General features: G+C 65.0%; 20 protein-coding genes. 7 read left to right on the top strand and 13 right to left on the bottom strand.

Annotated elements, in window-relative coordinates:
- The first annotated feature begins 40 nt into the window (after window positions 1–40).
- Window positions 41–673, top strand: coding sequence for a cation efflux transmembrane domain-containing protein (locus C8N34_RS02285; RefSeq protein ID WP_054301083.1), 633 nt, complete (start codon window positions 41–43; stop codon window positions 671–673).
- On the opposite strand, the gene C8N34_RS02290 is transcribed toward C8N34_RS02285, so the two are convergent.
- The gene (locus C8N34_RS02290) at window positions 670–1,068 is read right to left on the bottom strand and encodes a hypothetical protein (RefSeq protein ID WP_108127272.1); all 399 of its coding nucleotides are present in this window, start codon (window positions 1,066–1,068) and stop codon (window positions 670–672) included. The two genes, C8N34_RS02285 and C8N34_RS02290, sit on opposite strands and share 4 nt — an antisense overlap.
- An 88-nt stretch (window positions 1,069–1,156) precedes the next feature.
- A complete protein-coding gene (locus tag C8N34_RS02295) occupies window positions 1,157–2,587 on the bottom strand; it encodes a Glu/Leu/Phe/Val family dehydrogenase (RefSeq protein ID WP_108127274.1) in 1,431 nt (476 codons plus the stop codon).
- 386 nt (window positions 2,588–2,973) lie between these two features.
- Between C8N34_RS02295 and C8N34_RS02300 the strand changes: the two genes are divergently transcribed.
- From C8N34_RS02300 to C8N34_RS02310, 3 genes are read left to right on the top strand one after another with little or no spacing between them, the layout of a single operon-like run.
- Window positions 2,974–4,527 carry a pilus assembly protein TadG-related protein gene (locus C8N34_RS02300; protein ID WP_108127276.1) on the top strand — a complete coding sequence of 518 codons (1,554 nt, stop codon included), beginning with the start codon at window positions 2,974–2,976 and terminating at the stop codon, window positions 4,525–4,527.
- On the top strand, window positions 4,524–5,072 hold the full coding sequence (locus tag C8N34_RS02305) for a TadE/TadG family type IV pilus assembly protein (RefSeq protein ID WP_054301168.1): 549 nt from the start codon (window positions 4,524–4,526) through the stop codon (window positions 5,070–5,072). Before C8N34_RS02300 ends, C8N34_RS02305 begins: the two co-directional genes overlap by 4 nt.
- A 29-nt stretch (window positions 5,073–5,101) precedes the next feature.
- Window positions 5,102–5,692 (top strand): TadE/TadG family type IV pilus assembly protein, encoded by a 591-nt coding sequence (locus C8N34_RS02310; RefSeq protein ID WP_054301167.1) that lies wholly within the window; start codon window positions 5,102–5,104, stop codon window positions 5,690–5,692.
- 9 nt (window positions 5,693–5,701) lie between these two features.
- Here the strand turns inward: C8N34_RS02310 and C8N34_RS02315 are convergent, their stop codons facing one another.
- Both C8N34_RS02315 and C8N34_RS02320 read right to left on the bottom strand, forming a co-directional pair.
- Window positions 5,702–5,965 (bottom strand): DUF167 domain-containing protein, encoded by a 264-nt coding sequence (locus C8N34_RS02315; RefSeq protein WP_108127278.1) that lies wholly within the window; start codon window positions 5,963–5,965, stop codon window positions 5,702–5,704.
- The gene (locus C8N34_RS02320) at window positions 5,965–6,429 is read right to left on the bottom strand and encodes a lytic transglycosylase domain-containing protein (RefSeq protein ID WP_054301165.1); all 465 of its coding nucleotides are present in this window, start codon (window positions 6,427–6,429) and stop codon (window positions 5,965–5,967) included. Before C8N34_RS02320 ends, C8N34_RS02315 begins: the two co-directional genes overlap by 1 nt.
- 141 nt (window positions 6,430–6,570) lie before the next feature.
- Here C8N34_RS02320 and C8N34_RS02325 point away from each other — a divergent pair, with 141 nt between their 5' ends.
- On the top strand, window positions 6,571–7,146 hold the full coding sequence (locus tag C8N34_RS02325) for a nitroreductase family protein (protein ID WP_054301164.1): 576 nt from the start codon (window positions 6,571–6,573) through the stop codon (window positions 7,144–7,146).
- Window positions 7,146–7,835 (top strand): EI24 domain-containing protein, encoded by a 690-nt coding sequence (locus tag C8N34_RS02330; RefSeq protein ID WP_108127462.1) that lies wholly within the window; start codon window positions 7,146–7,148, stop codon window positions 7,833–7,835. The genes C8N34_RS02325 and C8N34_RS02330 overlap by 1 nt, the downstream gene beginning before the upstream one ends.
- Before the next feature lie 72 nt (window positions 7,836–7,907).
- Here the strand turns inward: C8N34_RS02330 and C8N34_RS02335 are convergent, their stop codons facing one another.
- The 3 genes from C8N34_RS02335 to C8N34_RS02345 all read right to left on the bottom strand — a co-directional run bounded on the left by C8N34_RS02335 (window position 7,908) and on the right by C8N34_RS02345 (window position 9,323).
- On the bottom strand, window positions 7,908–8,207 hold the full coding sequence (locus C8N34_RS02335) for a DUF1467 family protein (RefSeq protein ID WP_108127280.1): 300 nt from the start codon (window positions 8,205–8,207) through the stop codon (window positions 7,908–7,910).
- A 3-nt stretch (window positions 8,208–8,210) separates the two neighbouring features.
- The gene (gene mce, locus C8N34_RS02340) at window positions 8,211–8,615 is read right to left on the bottom strand and encodes a methylmalonyl-CoA epimerase (protein ID WP_054301161.1); all 405 of its coding nucleotides are present in this window, start codon (window positions 8,613–8,615) and stop codon (window positions 8,211–8,213) included.
- Between the two features lie 123 nt (window positions 8,616–8,738).
- Window positions 8,739–9,323: a YdeI/OmpD-associated family protein gene (locus tag C8N34_RS02345; RefSeq protein ID WP_108127282.1), complete on the bottom strand. Its 585-nt coding sequence runs from the start codon at window positions 9,321–9,323 to the stop codon at window positions 8,739–8,741.
- 97 nt (window positions 9,324–9,420) lie between these two features.
- Here C8N34_RS02345 and C8N34_RS02350 point away from each other — a divergent pair, with 97 nt between their 5' ends.
- Window positions 9,421–10,164 carry a response regulator gene (locus C8N34_RS02350; RefSeq protein ID WP_158640444.1) on the top strand — a complete coding sequence of 248 codons (744 nt, stop codon included), beginning with the start codon at window positions 9,421–9,423 and terminating at the stop codon, window positions 10,162–10,164.
- On the opposite strand, the gene C8N34_RS02355 is transcribed toward C8N34_RS02350, so the two are convergent.
- From C8N34_RS02355 to aspS, 6 genes are all read right to left on the bottom strand, one after another.
- Window positions 10,140–10,469, bottom strand: coding sequence for an MliC family protein (locus C8N34_RS02355; RefSeq protein ID WP_108127286.1), 330 nt, complete (start codon window positions 10,467–10,469; stop codon window positions 10,140–10,142). The genes C8N34_RS02350 and C8N34_RS02355 overlap by 25 nt on opposite strands.
- A gap of 27 nt (window positions 10,470–10,496) precedes the next feature.
- A complete protein-coding gene (locus tag C8N34_RS02360) occupies window positions 10,497–11,201 on the bottom strand; it encodes a GNAT family N-acetyltransferase (protein ID WP_054301157.1) in 705 nt (234 codons plus the stop codon).
- A gap of 59 nt (window positions 11,202–11,260) precedes the next feature.
- Window positions 11,261–12,460, bottom strand: a complete 1,200-nt coding sequence (locus C8N34_RS02365; protein WP_108127288.1) for a DUF1501 domain-containing protein — start codon at window positions 12,458–12,460, stop codon at window positions 11,261–11,263.
- A 10-nt stretch (window positions 12,461–12,470) separates the two neighbouring features.
- A complete protein-coding gene (locus C8N34_RS02370) occupies window positions 12,471–13,829 on the bottom strand; it encodes a DUF1800 domain-containing protein (protein ID WP_242013751.1) in 1,359 nt (452 codons plus the stop codon).
- 102 nt (window positions 13,830–13,931) lie between these two features.
- Complete coding sequence (locus tag C8N34_RS02375) at window positions 13,932–14,435, bottom strand: DUF1993 family protein (RefSeq protein ID WP_108127290.1); 504 nt, start codon at window positions 14,433–14,435, stop codon at window positions 13,932–13,934.
- Between the two features lie 93 nt (window positions 14,436–14,528).
- Entirely contained in the window at window positions 14,529–16,310 is a 1,782-nt protein-coding gene (aspS, locus tag C8N34_RS02380; protein WP_108127291.1) for an aspartate--tRNA ligase, read from the bottom strand.
- Window positions 16,311–16,455: the final 145 nt, after the last annotated feature.

Consider the following 16,455-nt stretch of genomic DNA (forward strand, 5'->3'; position numbering starts at 1 on the left):
GGAGATGTTACGCCTGATTCGATGCAAGAAGGAGAGTGAAATGTCGGCATCCTGTCACAACCATGCGATCACCTTCGACGGCACCAGCCCGGCCTATCGCCGGGCACTGGTGGCGGTGATCGTGTTGAACGCGGGCCTGTTCGGGGTCGAGATCACCGCCGGGGCGCTGGCGGGCAGCCGGGCACTTCAGGCCGATGCGCTGGATTTTCTGGCCGATGCGCTGACCTACGGCGCCAGCCTCGCGGTCATTGGCCGGTCGGTCGCGCTGCGGGCAAGGGTGGCGCAGATCAAGGGGATTTCACTGGCTCTGATGGGTCTTTGGGTCTTTGGCCGCACGCTGGCCGATTTTCTGGCGCCCGGTGTGCCGAAGGCCGAGGTGATGGGCGCGGTAGGTCTTGCAGCGCTGGCGGCGAACCTCGCCTCGGTGCTGATCCTGATGCGCTGGCGCGACGGGGATGCCAATGTCCGGTCGGTCTGGCTGTGTTCGCGCAACGATGCGGTGGGCAATATCGCCGTGATGGGGGCGGCCGGTATGGTGGCGATGACCGGCAGCGGCTGGCCTGACCTGATCGTGGCCACCTTCATGGCGGGGCTGTTCCTGTCGTCAGCAGTGCAGATCCTGCGCCGGGCGGCCAGCGAGCGCGCAGATCACGCCTGCGGCCACAGCCATTAGGGCCCGGCGCGGCGCAGGGTCATCACCGGCTCCACCCGCCCCGCAGGTTGCCGGGGCGCGGCGGGCTGGGCCGGGGCCTCGGGCGCGCGGGTCGCGGTCAGCGCCGGGGCGGCAGGCTGCGCCGCTGTGGCGGGCGCTGTGCTGTCCCGGTGCCGCGCCTGCCGTTCGGCGGCATCGGCGATGCGGTGCAGCAGGCGGTTGTTCTCGATCTGAAGGGCCAGCATGCCGAACAGCGTAATGACCAGCGCCAGCCCCCCTGCCGCCAGCAGCGCCGCAGAGACACCATTGCCGGTGGCGAGATAGTAAAGCCCTGCCCCGCCCAGGGTGCCAAAGACGAAGGCCAGCGCAATCACGCTGAACAGGGTACGGAGGGCTTGCGCAAAGCTGCGGGACATGGGCGGTTCCGGTTACTGGGTCGGCTCGTCCGGGGGCTAATGCGCCCCGGACGGTCCTGTCAAGCAAACTGCCCGTGAGGCCCGGCCGTCAAAGCCCCTTCGACCTGTAGGTCTTGGCCACGCGATCGATCGCCACGATATACGCCGCAACCCGCAGATCCTCGACATCGTTCCGGCTGTGCCAGACCTCGCGCATCGACTGATAGGCGGTGCGCATCGTGTCATCGAGGCCCGAGCGCACCAGCGCCAGCTCGTCCGAGCCGGTGAGGAAGCGCTCCTTGAAGTCATCTGCCAGCGTCCAGCCCAGCCCCTTGTCAGAGGACAGCCGCTCCAGCTCCTCGACCAGCAGGCGCGACCGCGCCTCCTCGGCGCGGCGCTGCATCCGGCCAAAGCGGATGTGGCTGAGGTTCTTCACCCATTCGAAATAGCTCACCGTCACCCCGCCCGCATTGGCATACATGTCGGGGATGATCACCTTGCCCTTCTTGCGGAGGATCTCATCGGCGCCATAGGTGATGGGGCCGTTCGCCGCCTCGGCGATCAGCGGCGCACGGATGCGGTCGGCATTGCCGAGGTTGATCACGCCTTCCATGGCCGCCGGGATCAGGATGTCACATTCCGCTTCCAGCACCGTCGCGCCCTCGGCCACATAATCGGCGCCGGGAAAGCCCTTCACCCCGCCATGGACCGCGATCCATTGCTTGATCTCTTCGACCGGCAGGCCCGCATCGGAGACCAGCGCCCCGTCGCGTTCGATGATGCCGGTGATTTTCGCGCCATCCTCTTCCGACAGGAATTTCGCGGCGTGATAGCCCACATTGCCAAGGCCCTGCACGATGATGCGCTTGCCTTCCAGATCGCCGCTCAGGCCGGCCTGTGCCTTGTCTTCCTTGTGGCGGAAGAATTCGCGAAGGGCGTATTGCACCCCCCGGCCCGTCGCCTCGACCCGGCCCTGAATGCCGCCCGCATGCGGCGGCTTTCCGGTGACGCAGGCCTTGGCATTGATGTCGGTCGTGTTCATCCGCGCATACTGGTCCGCGATCCATGCCATTTCGCGCTCGCCCGTGCCCATGTCGGGGGCCGGCACGTTCTGCGCCGGATGGATCAGGTCGCGCTTGATCAGCTCATAGGCAAAGCGGCGGGTGATCAGCTCCAGCTCGTGCTCCTCCCAGGCGCGGGGGTCGATGCACAGCCCGCCTTTCGAGCCGCCGAACGGCGTTTCCACCAGCGCGCATTTGTAGGTCATCAGCGCCGCCAGCGCCTCCACCTCGTCCTGGTTCACATTGGTCGCATAGCGGATCCCGCCCTTCACCGGCTCCATATGTTCAGAATGCACCGAACGGTAGCCTGTGAAAGTCTCGATCTTGCCCCGCAACCGCACCCCGAACCGCACCGTGTAGGTGGAGTTGCACACCCGGATCTTCTGTTCCAGCCCCGGGCTCAGGTCCATCAGCCGGACCGCCCGCTCGAACATCAGATCGACGGATGCCCGGAAACTCGGCTCGTTCTGCACTGCCATGTAACGTCCTCCACGTTATGACCACCGCCCGCCATGGCCCGGCGGACAGGGCCCTTGGCTCACGCTAGGACGCAATGCTGAAAAATTCATCACCAAATTTGCAACGTTTCCGTGTCCATCAGGCCGAAGCGGAGGTGATTCGTGGCCATTTCGGCGGTTCAGCGCAAATGTGGCAAGAAGTTGACCGCTGCGCGACAATCCGCCACCGCCCGCATCCGCCGTTTCCGGCCCTGTCGAATTCTCTTCACATATCGGGACAAGTCACCGTTATCAGGCCATAATTTCGCCCGATGTCTGAATGTAGATGAACACTTGAGAAGGTCTGTGCCGCAAGCTGCGGCCGGATCGGAATACGAGTGAGCACAGTCCATCGAGGGGTCGGCGACATGGGCAAGGACAGAATACGGATTGCGGCGCGGATCACGGCGGCCCTCCGGGGATTCCGCCGGAGCGAGGATGGCAGCCTGCTGCCCTTCGGCATGATGCTGCTTCTGCTGATGCTGATGGTCGGCGGCCTCGCCATCGACGTGATGCGTCACGAACAGAAGCGTGTGACCCTGCAACAGACGCTGGACCGCAGCGTTCTGGCCGCCGCCGGGCTGAACCAGAGCCTTGATCCCGAAACCGTGGTGCGTGACTATTTCGACAAGGTCGACCTGTCGCAGTATCTGAAATCAGTCACGGTGGAGAGCGGTTTCAACTTCCGCAGCGTGACGGCGGATGCCGAGGCCGACACCCATCCGATGTTCATGCAGATGATGGGCGTCAACAGTTTCGACGTGGCCGCAGACAGCGGCGCCGAACAGCGGATCAACAACGTCGAGGTGTCGTTGGTGCTGGATATTTCCGGCTCGATGAGCGGGACACGCATCAACGCCCTGCGCCCCGCCGCGCGCAGCTTCATCGACACCGTCTTTGCCAATTCCGAAGCCGGGCGGACGACCGTTTCGATCATTCCGTACAACGCGCAGGTCAATCTGGGCCCCGATCTGATGGCACAATTCAACGTGCCCAAGCTGCACGACTATTCCTATTGCGTGGAACTGCCGGATGACGTGTTCGGCACCACCACGCTGTCACGCACCCGCAGCTTGGTGCAGAACGGCCATTTCGACCCGTTCAACGGCACGAGCTCCACAGCGCAGGATTACAACTGCCCACCCGAAACCGGAAACCGGATTGTCATGCTCAGCGACAACACGACAACGCTGAAGGATGCGATCACCAACCTTCAGGTGGGCGGCAATACCTCGATCGACCTTGGGGTGAAGTGGGGCGCTTTGCTGCTTGACCCCGCCACACAAGCCGTCACCCAGGGCATGATTGCCCGGGGCAAGGTGGCTGCCCAATATGCGAACCGGCCCCTGGACATCGTCAGCGGCAATACGATCAAGGTTCTGGTCGTGATGACGGATGGCGAGAACACCACCGAATACAAGCTGACCAGCAACTACCGCTCCGGCCTGTCGAACATCTATCGCCGCAACAGCAATGGCCGCGCGTCGATGTATTACAACCGCAGTGGCTCCAACGATTATTACTGGGTCAGTGATGGGTCGTGGCATTCCTCGCCCGAGGGCGGCACCAGCGGGGCGACCCAGCTCACCTGGCCTGAGGTGTTTCGCTACTGGTCTGTCCAGTATGTCGCCTATCAGCTGATGGCGCGGCCGCTGGGGGGGAACTATTCGACCTATTATTACGACATGGTCGACTACGTCAGCAGCACCAAGAACTCCCGCCTGCAACAGGTCTGCACCGCAGCCAAGAATTCGGGCATCATCATCTATGGCATCGCCTTCGAGGCGCCCTCGAACGGCCGCGCCCAGATTCAGGCCTGCGCGACCTCGGATGCGCATTACTTTGCGGCGACGAACCTCGATATCGCCTCGGTGTTCCATTCCATCGCCTCGCAGCTCAGCTATCTGAGGCTGACCCAATGACACTCCGGTTGCCAGACTGTCTGCGCAGGCTCTGGCCGCGTTTCCGGCGCGAGGACGGATCGGCCACAGTCGAGTTCGTGCTGATCTTCCCGCTGTTCATGACGGTGTTCATGGCCTCCTTCGAGACCGGGCTGCTGATGGTGCGGCAGACCATGCTGGAACGCGCGCTGGATATCGTGGTGCGGGAACTGAGGCTGGGTCAGTTTCCAAATCCCACGCATGACAGCATCCGCGATGCGATCTGCGACGCGGCGGTCGTTCTGCCCGAATGCAGGCAATCCATGAAGGTCAGCCTTGACCGGGTGGACATGACGACCTGGGCGCTGCCGACGGACCGCGTGGTCTGCCGCGACCGCGCCTCCAACATTGATCCGGTCACGCGGCTGGACCCCGCGGCACTGGCGCCGCGCGAATTCATGCTGGTGCGCGTCTGCGTCCGGGCCGATGCGATTTTCCCGTCCACCGGCATCGCGGCCAATCTCGAAAAAGACGGCAAGGGCGGGTACCGCCTGGTCGCGGCCTCGGGCTTTGTGAACGAACCGTAAGGATACGAGTAGATGTGGGGCAGCAGAACATGACAGGCAATCCGGGGCTTCTGGGACGGTTGTGCCACCGCCTGCGCCGTTTTGGCCGCGAAGAGGATGGCACTGCCCTGCTGGTCGAAGGCATGTTGCTGATGCCCATGCTGATCTGGGCCGCCTTCGGGCTGTACGTCTACTGGGACGCGTTCCGCACCATCAACCAGGTGCAGAAAGCCACCTATACCGCCTCGGACGCGCTGAGCCGGATGGAGCGCAATGCCTCGTTCACCTATGTGAACGGGCTGAGCAACGCCATGACCTACCTCATCCAGAACGACTTCGCGCCGGTGATGCGCTATTCGTCGGTGATCTGGGTCGCGGCGCGCAACAGATACGAGGTGCAATGGTCCTGTTCGATGAACCGCTCCAAGATGCCGCCATGGACCACCACCACCCTGCAAACCGTGGCCACCAAACTGCCGATCAGCGACAATGCGCAAACGCTGATCCTGGTGGAAAGCAGCACCAATTTCCGTCCGGCGCTGAACATCGGGCTGAATGATTTCGTCATCCGGCAGTTCGTGGCGACAAAACCGCGGTTCGTCACGCAGGTGGGCTTCAACGATGTCGGCAACTGCAACTGAGCCGCGGGGTCAGTCCAGCCGGAACAGCTTGTCCCTTGCGGTCGCCCCGCGCACCAGCGTCAGACGCGATTTGGCAACCCCCAGCGCTGCGGCCAGCAATTCTGTCACGGCGGCATTGGCCCGCCCGTCCTCCGGCACCGCGGTCACCTGACAGCGCAACTGCCCGTCGTCTTCGGTCAGCGCGTTGCGGCTGGCACGGGGGGTAACCCGCAGGGCAAATTCTGCCCCCGGCAAGGCCCGCGCCGCCAGATCAGGGACAGTCCGGCGCGCCATCAGCCCCGCAATCCGGTTTTCTCCAGCAGACCCATGCGCTTGGCTTCGTAGTAGTAGCCCCGCGAATACCAGCCGACCGCCCGGTCATGATTGCCGCGCGACACGAGCCAGGCGCCACGCAGATATTTCACCCCGTATTTCAGGTTGGTATCGGCATCCAGCAATTCCTGTGCCGATCCCCGGTGCCCCATCGTGCGGGCGGTCTGCGGCAAAATCTGCATCAGCCCGTAGTACGGCCCGTTGCGTGCCCCCGGATTGTAGTTGCTTTCCCGCTTCACCACCCGGTGCACAAGGCTTTCCGGCACGTCATAGACGCGGGAGTAATGGGAAATCAGGTGATTGATCTCTGCCGGTCCCTGCGCGGTATCGGGGCGCCGGGCTTCACGCCTGCGGCCGCCCCCACACCCCGCGACAAGCGTGGCAAGCGTCAGGGCTACAAGGGAACGGCGGGTCAACTGGCTCATGGCAAACTCCTGGCGGCAGGCTAAGCCCCGTTTAGCGGTTCCCTTGGCGCCGATAAAGGGGGCTTGCAGCGGCCCTGCGCCCTTCCGCCCGGCCCGGCCCGCGCCTATGTTGGCCGCGATGACGAGCTTAAGGACCGACAGATGACCCCGAACCCCGCCGCGCTGGATTTCCTGCTGACCCGCCGCTCGCGCCCGGCCAAGACGCTGACGCTGCCGGTGCCGACGCCCGAGGAGCTGGCGCCGCTGCTGACCGCCGCGCTGCGCGTCCCCGATCACGGCAAGCTGGAACCCTGGCGCCTTCTGGTGCTCACGCGCCCCGCCATGGCCCGGCTGGCCGACATGGCCGAGGCACGGGCCCGTGAAACCGGCGGCAACGAGGAACGCATCGCCAAGGGGCGCGGCCAGTTCGATCAGGGCAATCTGGCTGTCGTGGTGATCTCCAGCCCCAAGGCGCAGGACAAGGTGCCCGAAGCGGAGCAGATCCTGTCGGCAGGCTGTGTCTGTCTGGGCCTTGTGAATGCCGCGCTGGCGGCGGGCTGGGGCGCAAGCTGGCTGACAGGCTGGGTGAGCCATGACCGTGGCTTCGCCGAACCGGCCTTCGGCCTTGCCCCGCAGGAAAGCGTGGCGGGGATCGTGCATATCGGCACCGAAACCTCGGCACCACCCGAACGCCCGCGCCCGGATGTGGCCGCCCTGACCCGCTGGGTCGTGGAATGATCTTTTCGGATTTCACCCGCGCTGTGGGCCAGATCGGCGACCCGCGCTTTCGCCGCGTCCTGCTGCTGGGCGTTGGCCTCGCGCTGGCGCTGCTGGTCGGGGTCTACGCCGGGATGCTGTTCCTGATCGAATGGCTGGCCCCCGCCTCGGTCGATATCCCGCTGGTCGGGCCTGTGGGCGGGCTGGATACGCTGCTGTCCATCGGCTCGGCCCTTCTGATGGTCGGGTTGTCGATCTTCCTCATGGTGCCGGTGGCCGCCCTGTTTTCCGGCCTGTTTCTGGAGGATGTGGCACAGGCGGTCGAAGACCGGCATTATCCGACCCTACCCCCGGTGCCCCGGCTGAAACTGTCGGACAGCCTGATCGACGCTGTGAATTTTTTCGGCTTGCTGGTGATGGCCAATGTGCTGGCACTGCTGCTTTATCCCTTCGCCGGGCCATTGGTGCCGGTTGTCTTTTGGGCAGTGAACGGGTTTCTGCTGGGGCGCGAGTATTTCACGCTGGTCGCCATGCGTCGTCTGGGGCGCAAGGGGGCCAAGGCGCTGCGGGCGCGTCACAACGGGGCGATCTGGCTCGCGGGCACGCTGATGGCCGCGCCGCTGTCGTTTCCGCTGGTGAACCTCTTCATTCCGGTTCTGGGCGTCGCGACCTTCACCCATATGTTTCACCGCCTGAACAGCGCGCGCTGACACCAGCAGCGGACGTACCCTCAGGGGCAGACCGCCGAAGAAAGAAGGCGGGCCGATCCGGGCCCGCCTTTCCTATTTCTGCCCCTGCTGTTCCAGCGCAGAGGGCGGCGGCATATGCCCCATCACGTCGATGTCGCGGATGCTGACCAGACCGCTGGTGATGAACCAGACCAGCCCGGCCCAGATCACCACCGTGATCATGGTGGTGATCTTCGCCTTGCGGCCGACCATGTGATCGGCCGGAGCCGATTTCGGCGTGCCGGGCACCACCTCCCCCGCCTCGGCCTGCGAGCGGAAGCGCACCGGCAGCACCACGAAGAACACCATGAACCAGGTGACGGCGAAAAGGATGAGGGCGGCGGTGATCGTCATGGCTCAGACCTGTTCCAGTTCCACGAGGCAGCCGTTGAAATCCTTCGGATGCAGGAACAGCACGGGCTTGCCATGCGCGCCGATCTTCGGCTCCCCCGTGCCCAGCACCCGCGCACCGGCGGCCTTCAGCTGATCGCGTGCGGCAAGGATGTCTTCCACCTCATAGCAGATGTGATGGATCCCCCCGGCGGGGTTCTTTTCCAGAAAGCCCGCAATGGGGGAGTTCTCGCCCAGCGGATACAGCAGCTCGATCTTGGTGTTCGGCAAGTCGATGAACACAACGGTCACGCCATGATCAGGCTCGTCCTGCGGCGCGCGGACACTGGCGCCCAGCGTGTCGCGGTATTGCGCGGTGGCAGCCTCCAGATCCGGCACTGCAATCGCCACATGGTTCAGTCGTCCGATCATCCTCGCGCTCTCCTCTGCCTGACGCCGGTGCGGTTCGGAGCGCGGCGGGCCATGCCGCGCGGAACCCGGCCCGCTTATCCCGTGACCGGCGTCCGCACGCAAGAGCGGCTTTGCCGCAGCGCGTCAACGGTCGTGCATTCCCTTGCCCGCCCGGATATGCGGCGCCCATTTTTCAAGCCGCGCGCGCCGGGTTGCCGCCTGCTTCGCCTGGGTGAAATGCAGCAGGTAGCCGCGCCGCCGCCCCGGTGTCAGTGCATCGAAGGCAGCCGCCAGATCCGGGTCTTCGGCGAAGGCTTCGCCGATCTCTTCGGGCAGGTCCAACTCGCCCGGCGCCGGGATCACCTTCTGCCCGCTCTGTTCCAGATGCAGCGCCTGCGCCAGAAAACCGCGCAAGGCAGGGCTGGCGGGCGCCACCTCTGCGCTTGCGGTAAAGCGCATCATCCGCACGAAGCGCGAGTTTGGCCCCGGCGGCTCCAGCAGCCTGTCGGGGTCATCCAGCAGCACGCCCTTGAAGAACGACAGGCCAAAGCTCTCTTTCATGCGCCAGGGCATCGCCACATTGCCGCCCTGCCAGTCATAGCAGGGACCGCGCCATTTGAGGTTTTCGGCCAGAGGCGTTTCGCGCAACAGCGCGCGCAGGGCCAAAAGCCCCTCCTGCCAGCGGCTTTCAGTGCTGTACCATGCTTCGATGCGCGGATCTTCGGTCATGGGGCCATCCTGCCCGCCGCAGCGGCGCCTGTCCACCGTTCACCGGAGATTAGGGAATCTTTGCTTGGCTGGACACAGGACAACCCGCGAGGCCCCCATGCCAGACCCTCTGCACCTGCCCGATGCCAATGCCTGCCGCGCCGCACCGCTGCGCGGGTTGACGATCCTGCTGGTCGAGGACAGCCGCTTTGCCTGCGATGCGCTCCGGCTGATCTGCCAGCGCACCGGGGCACGGATGCGGCGCGCGGGAACGCTGGCCGCCGCGCGGGCGCATCTGCGGCTCTATCGTCCCGATGTCGTTCTGGTGGATCTTGGGCTGCCCGACGGGCGGGGCGAAGCGCTGATCCACGAACTGTGTCTGGGAAGTTTCGGGCGGGCACGCCCGGCAATCCTTGGCCTCAGCGGTGATCCGGCCGGGCGCGGCGCGGCGCTGGCCTCCGGGGCCGATGGCTTCGTCGAGAAACCCGTTCCGGGCCTGTCCGCCTTTGTCGCCCTCATCCTGCGGACCACCGGCACCCCGGCAGCCACCGCCTGCGAATCTGGCATGACGCTGCCTGCCGACCCGCTGGCGCTGCGGGACGATCTGGCCCACGCGGCTGAAATGCTGGACGTGCAGCCGGAAACCGGCAGCTATGTCGCCGGGTTTGTCGAAGGCATCGCCCGCTGCGCCGATGATCCGGTTCTGGCGGATGTGGCGGCGCGGGCGCGGCCTGCCGGGGCAGATACCGCGCCGCTGGTCAGGCTGCTGGCGTCACGGCTGGCCCGGCCGGTCACCGGACTGATCGTTCCCCCCATGTCGGGGGCCGGGCCACCGCCTCATCCGGGGACGCATTCAGAATAGACCGGGGTTTCTTCCGCCCCGAACAGCATCATGGCCTGATCACCCTTGCTCCACCAGACAAAGGGCTGGGCTGCATCCCGGCTTTCATAGCGCGCGCCGGACGCCGATTGCGCGATGGCAAAGCCGATCTGCCGCCCCTCGAAGGTGACAACGACAAAGCTGTCGGTCCCGCTATTGATATACGTCGCGCTGACCCGCGCCCCGTGATCGCAAAGGTAGGGGACGGTCGTCACATCCTCCGCGGCAAGCACGGGGGCCGACAGAAGGCAGAGACCGGCAGAAAGCAGGGTCATTCGCGGATGCATGCAGTTTCCTTTTCGCAAACGGGCCGGTCACAGCGCAGGGTCGCGCGCGGGCCGGGTCAGTCGGGTCAGATCCGAAAGCTTTTCATTCTGCTGCCCGCCCGCACCGAAATTCGCAGGCGCGAGCCAGGCTACGAAGGCCTCGCGCAGCGCCGGCCATTCGCTGTCGATCACGGAGAACCACGCGGTATCGCGATTATGTCCCTTCACGATCATATGCTGCCGGAACACCCCCTCGTAGCTGAACCCCAGCCGCTGCGCCGCGCGGCGCGAGGGCATGTTCAGCGCATTGCACTTCCATTCATAGCGCCGGTATCCGGCCGCGAAGGCCCATTGCATCATCAGGAACATCGCCTCGGTCACAGCGCGGGTTTTCTGCATTTCCGGTGCGATGCAGATATGGCCGACCTCGATCACACCATGCGTCCGGTCGATGCGCAGGAAAGAGGCCACACCGCCGCAATGCCCCGTCGCCCGGTCCCGCAGCGCCAGAAACACCGGGTCCTGGCTCGTCTCGTGATCCTTGACCCAGCGGTGATATGCTGCCGCTCCGGGAAACGGGCCATAGCCCAGATAATCCCACAGCCGGTCATCCCTGGCGAAGGCGCGGTACAGATCGCCCGCATGGGCCTCTGCCTCCAGCGGCTCCAGCCGGACATAGCGCCCCTCCAACACCGTGCCCGCCGGATGCGCGGGCGCCGTAAACCCTTGTATCTTCTGACCGAGATCAACCATGCCCACCTCCACCTCGGGTTTGAGCCTAGGCGGGCGCTGCGGTGAAGGCAACGGCCTGCTCAGCGCAGGAAACCGGGATCATCGCCCATGTCGAGACCGGGAAAAACCGCCTGTTCCAGCACCCGGCGGTCCAGCCCGTATAGCCCGCGCATGGCCCAGGCCGCCCAGCCGCGCACATCGCTGGTGGGCATGAGGTCGCGCCGTTCATACAGGGCTTCCTCGGCCAGGCCCGGCCAGCGGCCGTAGATGCGGCCACCTTTCAGTGCGCCGCCCGCCATCAGCATGGCCCCCCCGGTGCCGTGATCTGTGCCCGCACTGCCGTTTTCCGCCACCGTGCGACCAAACTCGGTCATCGCAAGCAGCATGGTGCGATCCCAGGCCGAACCCATCTGTTCACGCAGGACAAGGATCAGCCGCTCCAGCCCGCGCAACTGCTGCGGCAGCGCGCCTTCCTGACGGCGATGCGTATCCCAGCCCGACAGCGAGAAAGCGGCAATCCGCGTGTCACCTTTCAGCCGGTCCGCCGCGAAACCGGCCAGCCTGTCGGTATCTGCGAATTTGCCGCCCCCCTCCATCGAGGCGGGCGCGGCCCCGCCTGCAAGTTCGGCAGCCAGATCCATCGCCTCGCCGCCCGCGTCACGGAACAGCGCATCATCATGATAGACCTGTTCCAGCAGCAACCTGCTTTGCGCGCTGAGGCTCAGGGTCACTTCGGGCGTCCAGCTGCGGATTTCTGCCGCACCGGCCAGAAGGGGTTGCGCCTCGCGCCCGACCGCATAGGCTGTCTCCGATGCGATTCCCGGCACCGCCTGCAACATCCGGTTCAGCCAGCCATCGCGCACTTCGGGAACCGGCACATCCAGCCCGGTTCCGGCTTCAAGAATGTCCTGCCCATCGAAATGGCTGCGCTTGTCGCGATAGGGCGTCGACGTGGCATGAACAAATGCCAGCTCACCCGACGTCCACAGCGGCATCAGCCCGGCCATTGCCGGATGCAGCCCGAACAGGCCGTCCAGCGGCAGCACGCCCGCGCCGGTGCCCAGCTTCGGCCGCATCCGCGCAAACAGCGGGTCGCCAATGGGCTGCACCGCGTCCAGACCATCCATCGCCCCCCGCAGGATCACGACGATCAGCCGATTCTCCCCCAGTTGTGCCGCGCCTTGTGCGAAGGTCACGGTGGTCAGCCAGGGATGGGCCGCCGCCGAACAGGCCGCCGCCAGACCGCCTCGCAGGAAAAGCCTCCGGGTGACATCTTGCATCGCCGCCTCCTCAGCGCCGGTTGAATTCAGGCGAGGCCATCACGAGCCCTACCCCCTCGCGGGCAGATTCGGCGCGCGAGACCGCAACCCGCAGCGTGTCAGGTGCGAGTGTTCCCAGCGCGTGATCCAGAAAAGCCCTTGGATCAATCTGGTCCACCTGTTCCAGATTGCCCGGCATGTCCATCGCCCAGGCAATCCGCGCGCCCAGCCCCTGCGGTGTGATCCACTCCGCCGCCGCCTCGGCCCAGCCATCCGGGCCGATGGGCCGTCCCCATTCCTGCCCCATCAGACGCATCGGGTCGATCAGCAGAGTGTGGAAGCGCCGTGAGGGCATCCTGAACATGCGTTGCGGCCGCAAACCCAGCGCCCGGCAGGCACCGATGACGAACTCGGCCGGCTGGCGGGCCTTCAGGCGCGGCGCGGCGAAGGCCGATGAATCCGTCAGCATCACCTCATATACCGGCAGAAGCGCGGTATCATTGGCCAGATAGGCCGCCGCCATCCGGTCCACCAGCGCGGGATCCGGCGTGTCCGACAGGAAATGCGTTACCAGTTTCCGCGACAGATGCTGCGCGGTTTCCGGTCGGCGCGCCAGATCGTCCAGTACCCGGTGGATGGGCTCCAGCCCCCGCCCGTCATAGCTTTTGCCCAGAACCTGTTCCGCACCGGGTTCGGCCCGGCGCGGATAGAACACCGCCCCCCTGGCCGGGTCCACCGCAAGCCCGGTCAGAAGCTCGGCAAGCTGCCGCACATCGGTCTGGGAATATTGCGCGCCCACCCCCAGCGTGTGCAGTTCTATCGCCTCGCGCGCCAGATTCTCGTTCAGCCCCTTTCCCTTGCGCTTCCCGAAGGCCGATCCGGGGCCGATGGAACTTCGCTGGTCAAGGTAAAGCAGCATCGCAGGATGGAGGTCAGCCGCCCGCAGCATATCGGCAAAGCGCCCCGCGAGATGAGGGCGGATGGCACGTTCGGACATATCGCCCGTCAGAACCGAATGCTCGCGCAGGCGGGGCACCGTGGTGAAGTGATCTGCCCAGAACCAGGCCAGCCGTTCGCGAAAACCGTCCGGCGAGGCCAGCGCGCGCGCGATCAGCCTGCGGGAAAAGGCCTCGGTCTCCGCCTCCACCAGCTTGACCCGCCTGCGCACCTCGTCACGCTCTTCCTTCTTCTTTCGGAAGGCAACGCGGGCTTTCGCTGCATCGGCAAACAGGGCGAAAAGCGCAGGGGTTTCCGGCGCAGGAAACAGGTCCCGCGCCCGGTCAGGGCCGGCCAGTGCCGCCAGCATCTCTTTCGCACCGCGCGGGGCGCCTGCGGGCAAGGGTAATCCATAGCCATAACGGAAGGCGGCGATATCTTCGGCGACCGGCATGGCATCCTCCGGGCTGGCACAGACTGGTGCAGCGAAGATAGGCACAGGCCCGGAGATGGAAAGCCCTGACCTCTGGCCGCCGGCACAATTCCGCGCGAGGGATCAGAACCGGAAACCGTGCGGATAGTCGTGCAGCCCGTCAAAATCGGCCTTGCCGATCTCCAGCCCCTGCTGGCGCAGCACGGCAAAGGCCATGGCTGTGTGGAACATGAAATTCGGCATGCCGAACAGGTGCAGGAACTCTGCGCCGGACTGATCCAGCTCGGCAAAGCCCGCGCGATGACGGATGCGCCGGGTTTCGGCCCCGTCGAAGGCCTCAGGCTCCAGCCCGCGCAGCGCATGGCTTGCCGCCGCAAGACGACGGCCGAGGCCGATCCGGTCCATCCCGTGATCCGCGATCCCCGGCACCGCAGCCCCGGCCAGCGGAAAGGAAATCCGCAGGGCAAAGCCCGCCGCCGTCGCCACCTGTTGCGCGGCGGTGAACATGTCGGGGGCGAGACGGGCCTGAAGCACCTGCTCCTGCCGGGCAGTGCGCTCCACCATGGCCGCCAGACGGTCGAGGTAGTGCAGAAACACCGGGACGGAGGCGTCGAACATCGCAGTCATGGCAGCCTCTTGTTGAAAGACCCCGCCGGGGCGGGGCCAAATCTTTTGCAAAAAGATTTGCAAATTCCTTCACAAGGAATTTGCAATTCCCGCTCAGGCGTCTTTCGGCACCACGCGCAGGCGCAGTTCGCGCAGCTGTTCGTTGGTGGGTTCCGAAGGCGCGTTCATCAGCAGATCCTCGGCACGCTGGTTCATCGGAAACATGATGACCTCGCGGATGTTCATTTCATCCGCCAGCAGCATCACCGCCCGGTCGATCCCCATCGCGCAGCCACCATGCGGCGGCGCGCCATATCTGAACGCCTTGACCATACCGCCAAACCGCTTGTCCACTTCGCTGTTCGGATAGCCCGCCAGTTCAAAGGCGCGATACATGATTTCCGGCTTGTGGTTGCGGATACCGCCCGAGATCAGTTCATAGCCGTTGCAGGCCAGGTCATACTGATAGGCATGCACCTTCAGCGGATCGCCCGACAGCGCCTCCATCCCGCCTTGCGGCATGGAGAAGGGGTTGTGGCTGAAGTCGATCTTGCCGTCGTCGGTCTTCTCGTACATCGGGAAGTCAACGATCCAGGCGAAACGGAAGGTGTCAGTTTCGGCAAGGTTCAGCTCGCGCCCGATTTCATTGCGGGCACGGCCGGCAAAGCCTTCAAACTGTTCCGGCTTGCCGCCAAGGAAGAAGGCCGCATCGCCGAGGCCGAGGCCAAGCTGCTGACGGATCGCCTCGGTCCGCTCCGGCCCGATGTTCTTGGCCAGGGGGCCCGCGGCTTCCATCGCGCCATTTTCACCCTCGCGCCAGAAGATATAGCCCATCCCCGGCAGGCCCTCTTTCTGCGCATAGGCATTCATGCGGTCGCAGAATTTGCGGCTGCCGCCGGTCGGGGCCGGAATGGCGCGGATTTCGGTGCCCTCATTCTCCAGCAGCTTGGCGAAAACCGCAAAGCCCGAGCCTTTAAAATGGTCGGACACCACCTGCATCCTGATCGGGTTGCGCAGGTCGGGCTTGTCGCTGCCATACCAAAGCATGCTGTCGCGGTAGGCGATGCGCGGCCAGTCGGAGGGCACTTTGCAATCGGGACGGAATTCCTCGAACAGGCCCTGAATGACCGGCTGCACGGCGGCGAACACGTCTTCCTGCTCGACGAAAGACATTTCGATATCAAGCTGATAGAAGTCGGTCGGGCTGCGGTCAGCGCGCGGGTCTTCATCGCGGAAGCAGGGCGCGATCTGGAAGTAACGATCAAAGCCCGCCACCATGATCAGCTGCTTGAACTGCTGCGGCGCCTGAGGCAGGGCATAGAACTTGCCGGGATGCAGGCGCGACGGCACCAGGAAGTCGCGCGCGCCTTCGGGGCTGGAGGCGGTGATGATCGGGGTCTGGAATTCGTTGAACCCCTGATCCCACATCCGGTTGCGGATCGAGCGCACCACGTTCGAGCGCAGCATCATGTTGCCATGCAGCTTTTCGCGGCGCAGGTCGAGGAATCGGTAGGTGAGACGGGTTTCCTCGGGGTAGTCGGTTTCGCCGAATACCGGCAGCGGCAGATCGCCCTCCACCGCGCCCAGCACGCGGACGGATTTGATGTAGACCTCGATCTCGCCGGTGGCGAGCTTCGGGTTCACAAGGCTCGCGTCGCGCGCCTTTACCACGCCGTCGAGCGAGATCACCCATTCGGCACGCAGCTTCTCGATGTCCGCGAAGGCCGGGCTGTCGCTGTCGGCCAGCACCTGCGTCACGCCATAATGGTCGCGCAGGTCGATGAACAGCACGCCGCCGTGATCCCGCACCCGATGCACCCATCCGGCCAGACGGACATTCTGCCCGACATGATCCTTGTTGAGTTGCGCACAAGTATGGCTGCGATAGGCGTGCATCACGCTCCCCTTTTCCGAGGCTTCATCCGATGCGCCGATACACACCGCGCCAAGGGGCAAGTCAACCCCGCGCGATACGGGCGAAGCCGGGGCAGAAGGGTTTTGCGAAAGCATTTGCAAGGTGCCTTGCAGATGCCCTGCATGT

It is taken from the genome of Gemmobacter caeni (assembly GCF_003054195.1).
In the GTDB taxonomy this organism is placed as follows: Bacteria; Pseudomonadota; Alphaproteobacteria; order Rhodobacterales; family Rhodobacteraceae; genus Gemmobacter; species Gemmobacter caeni.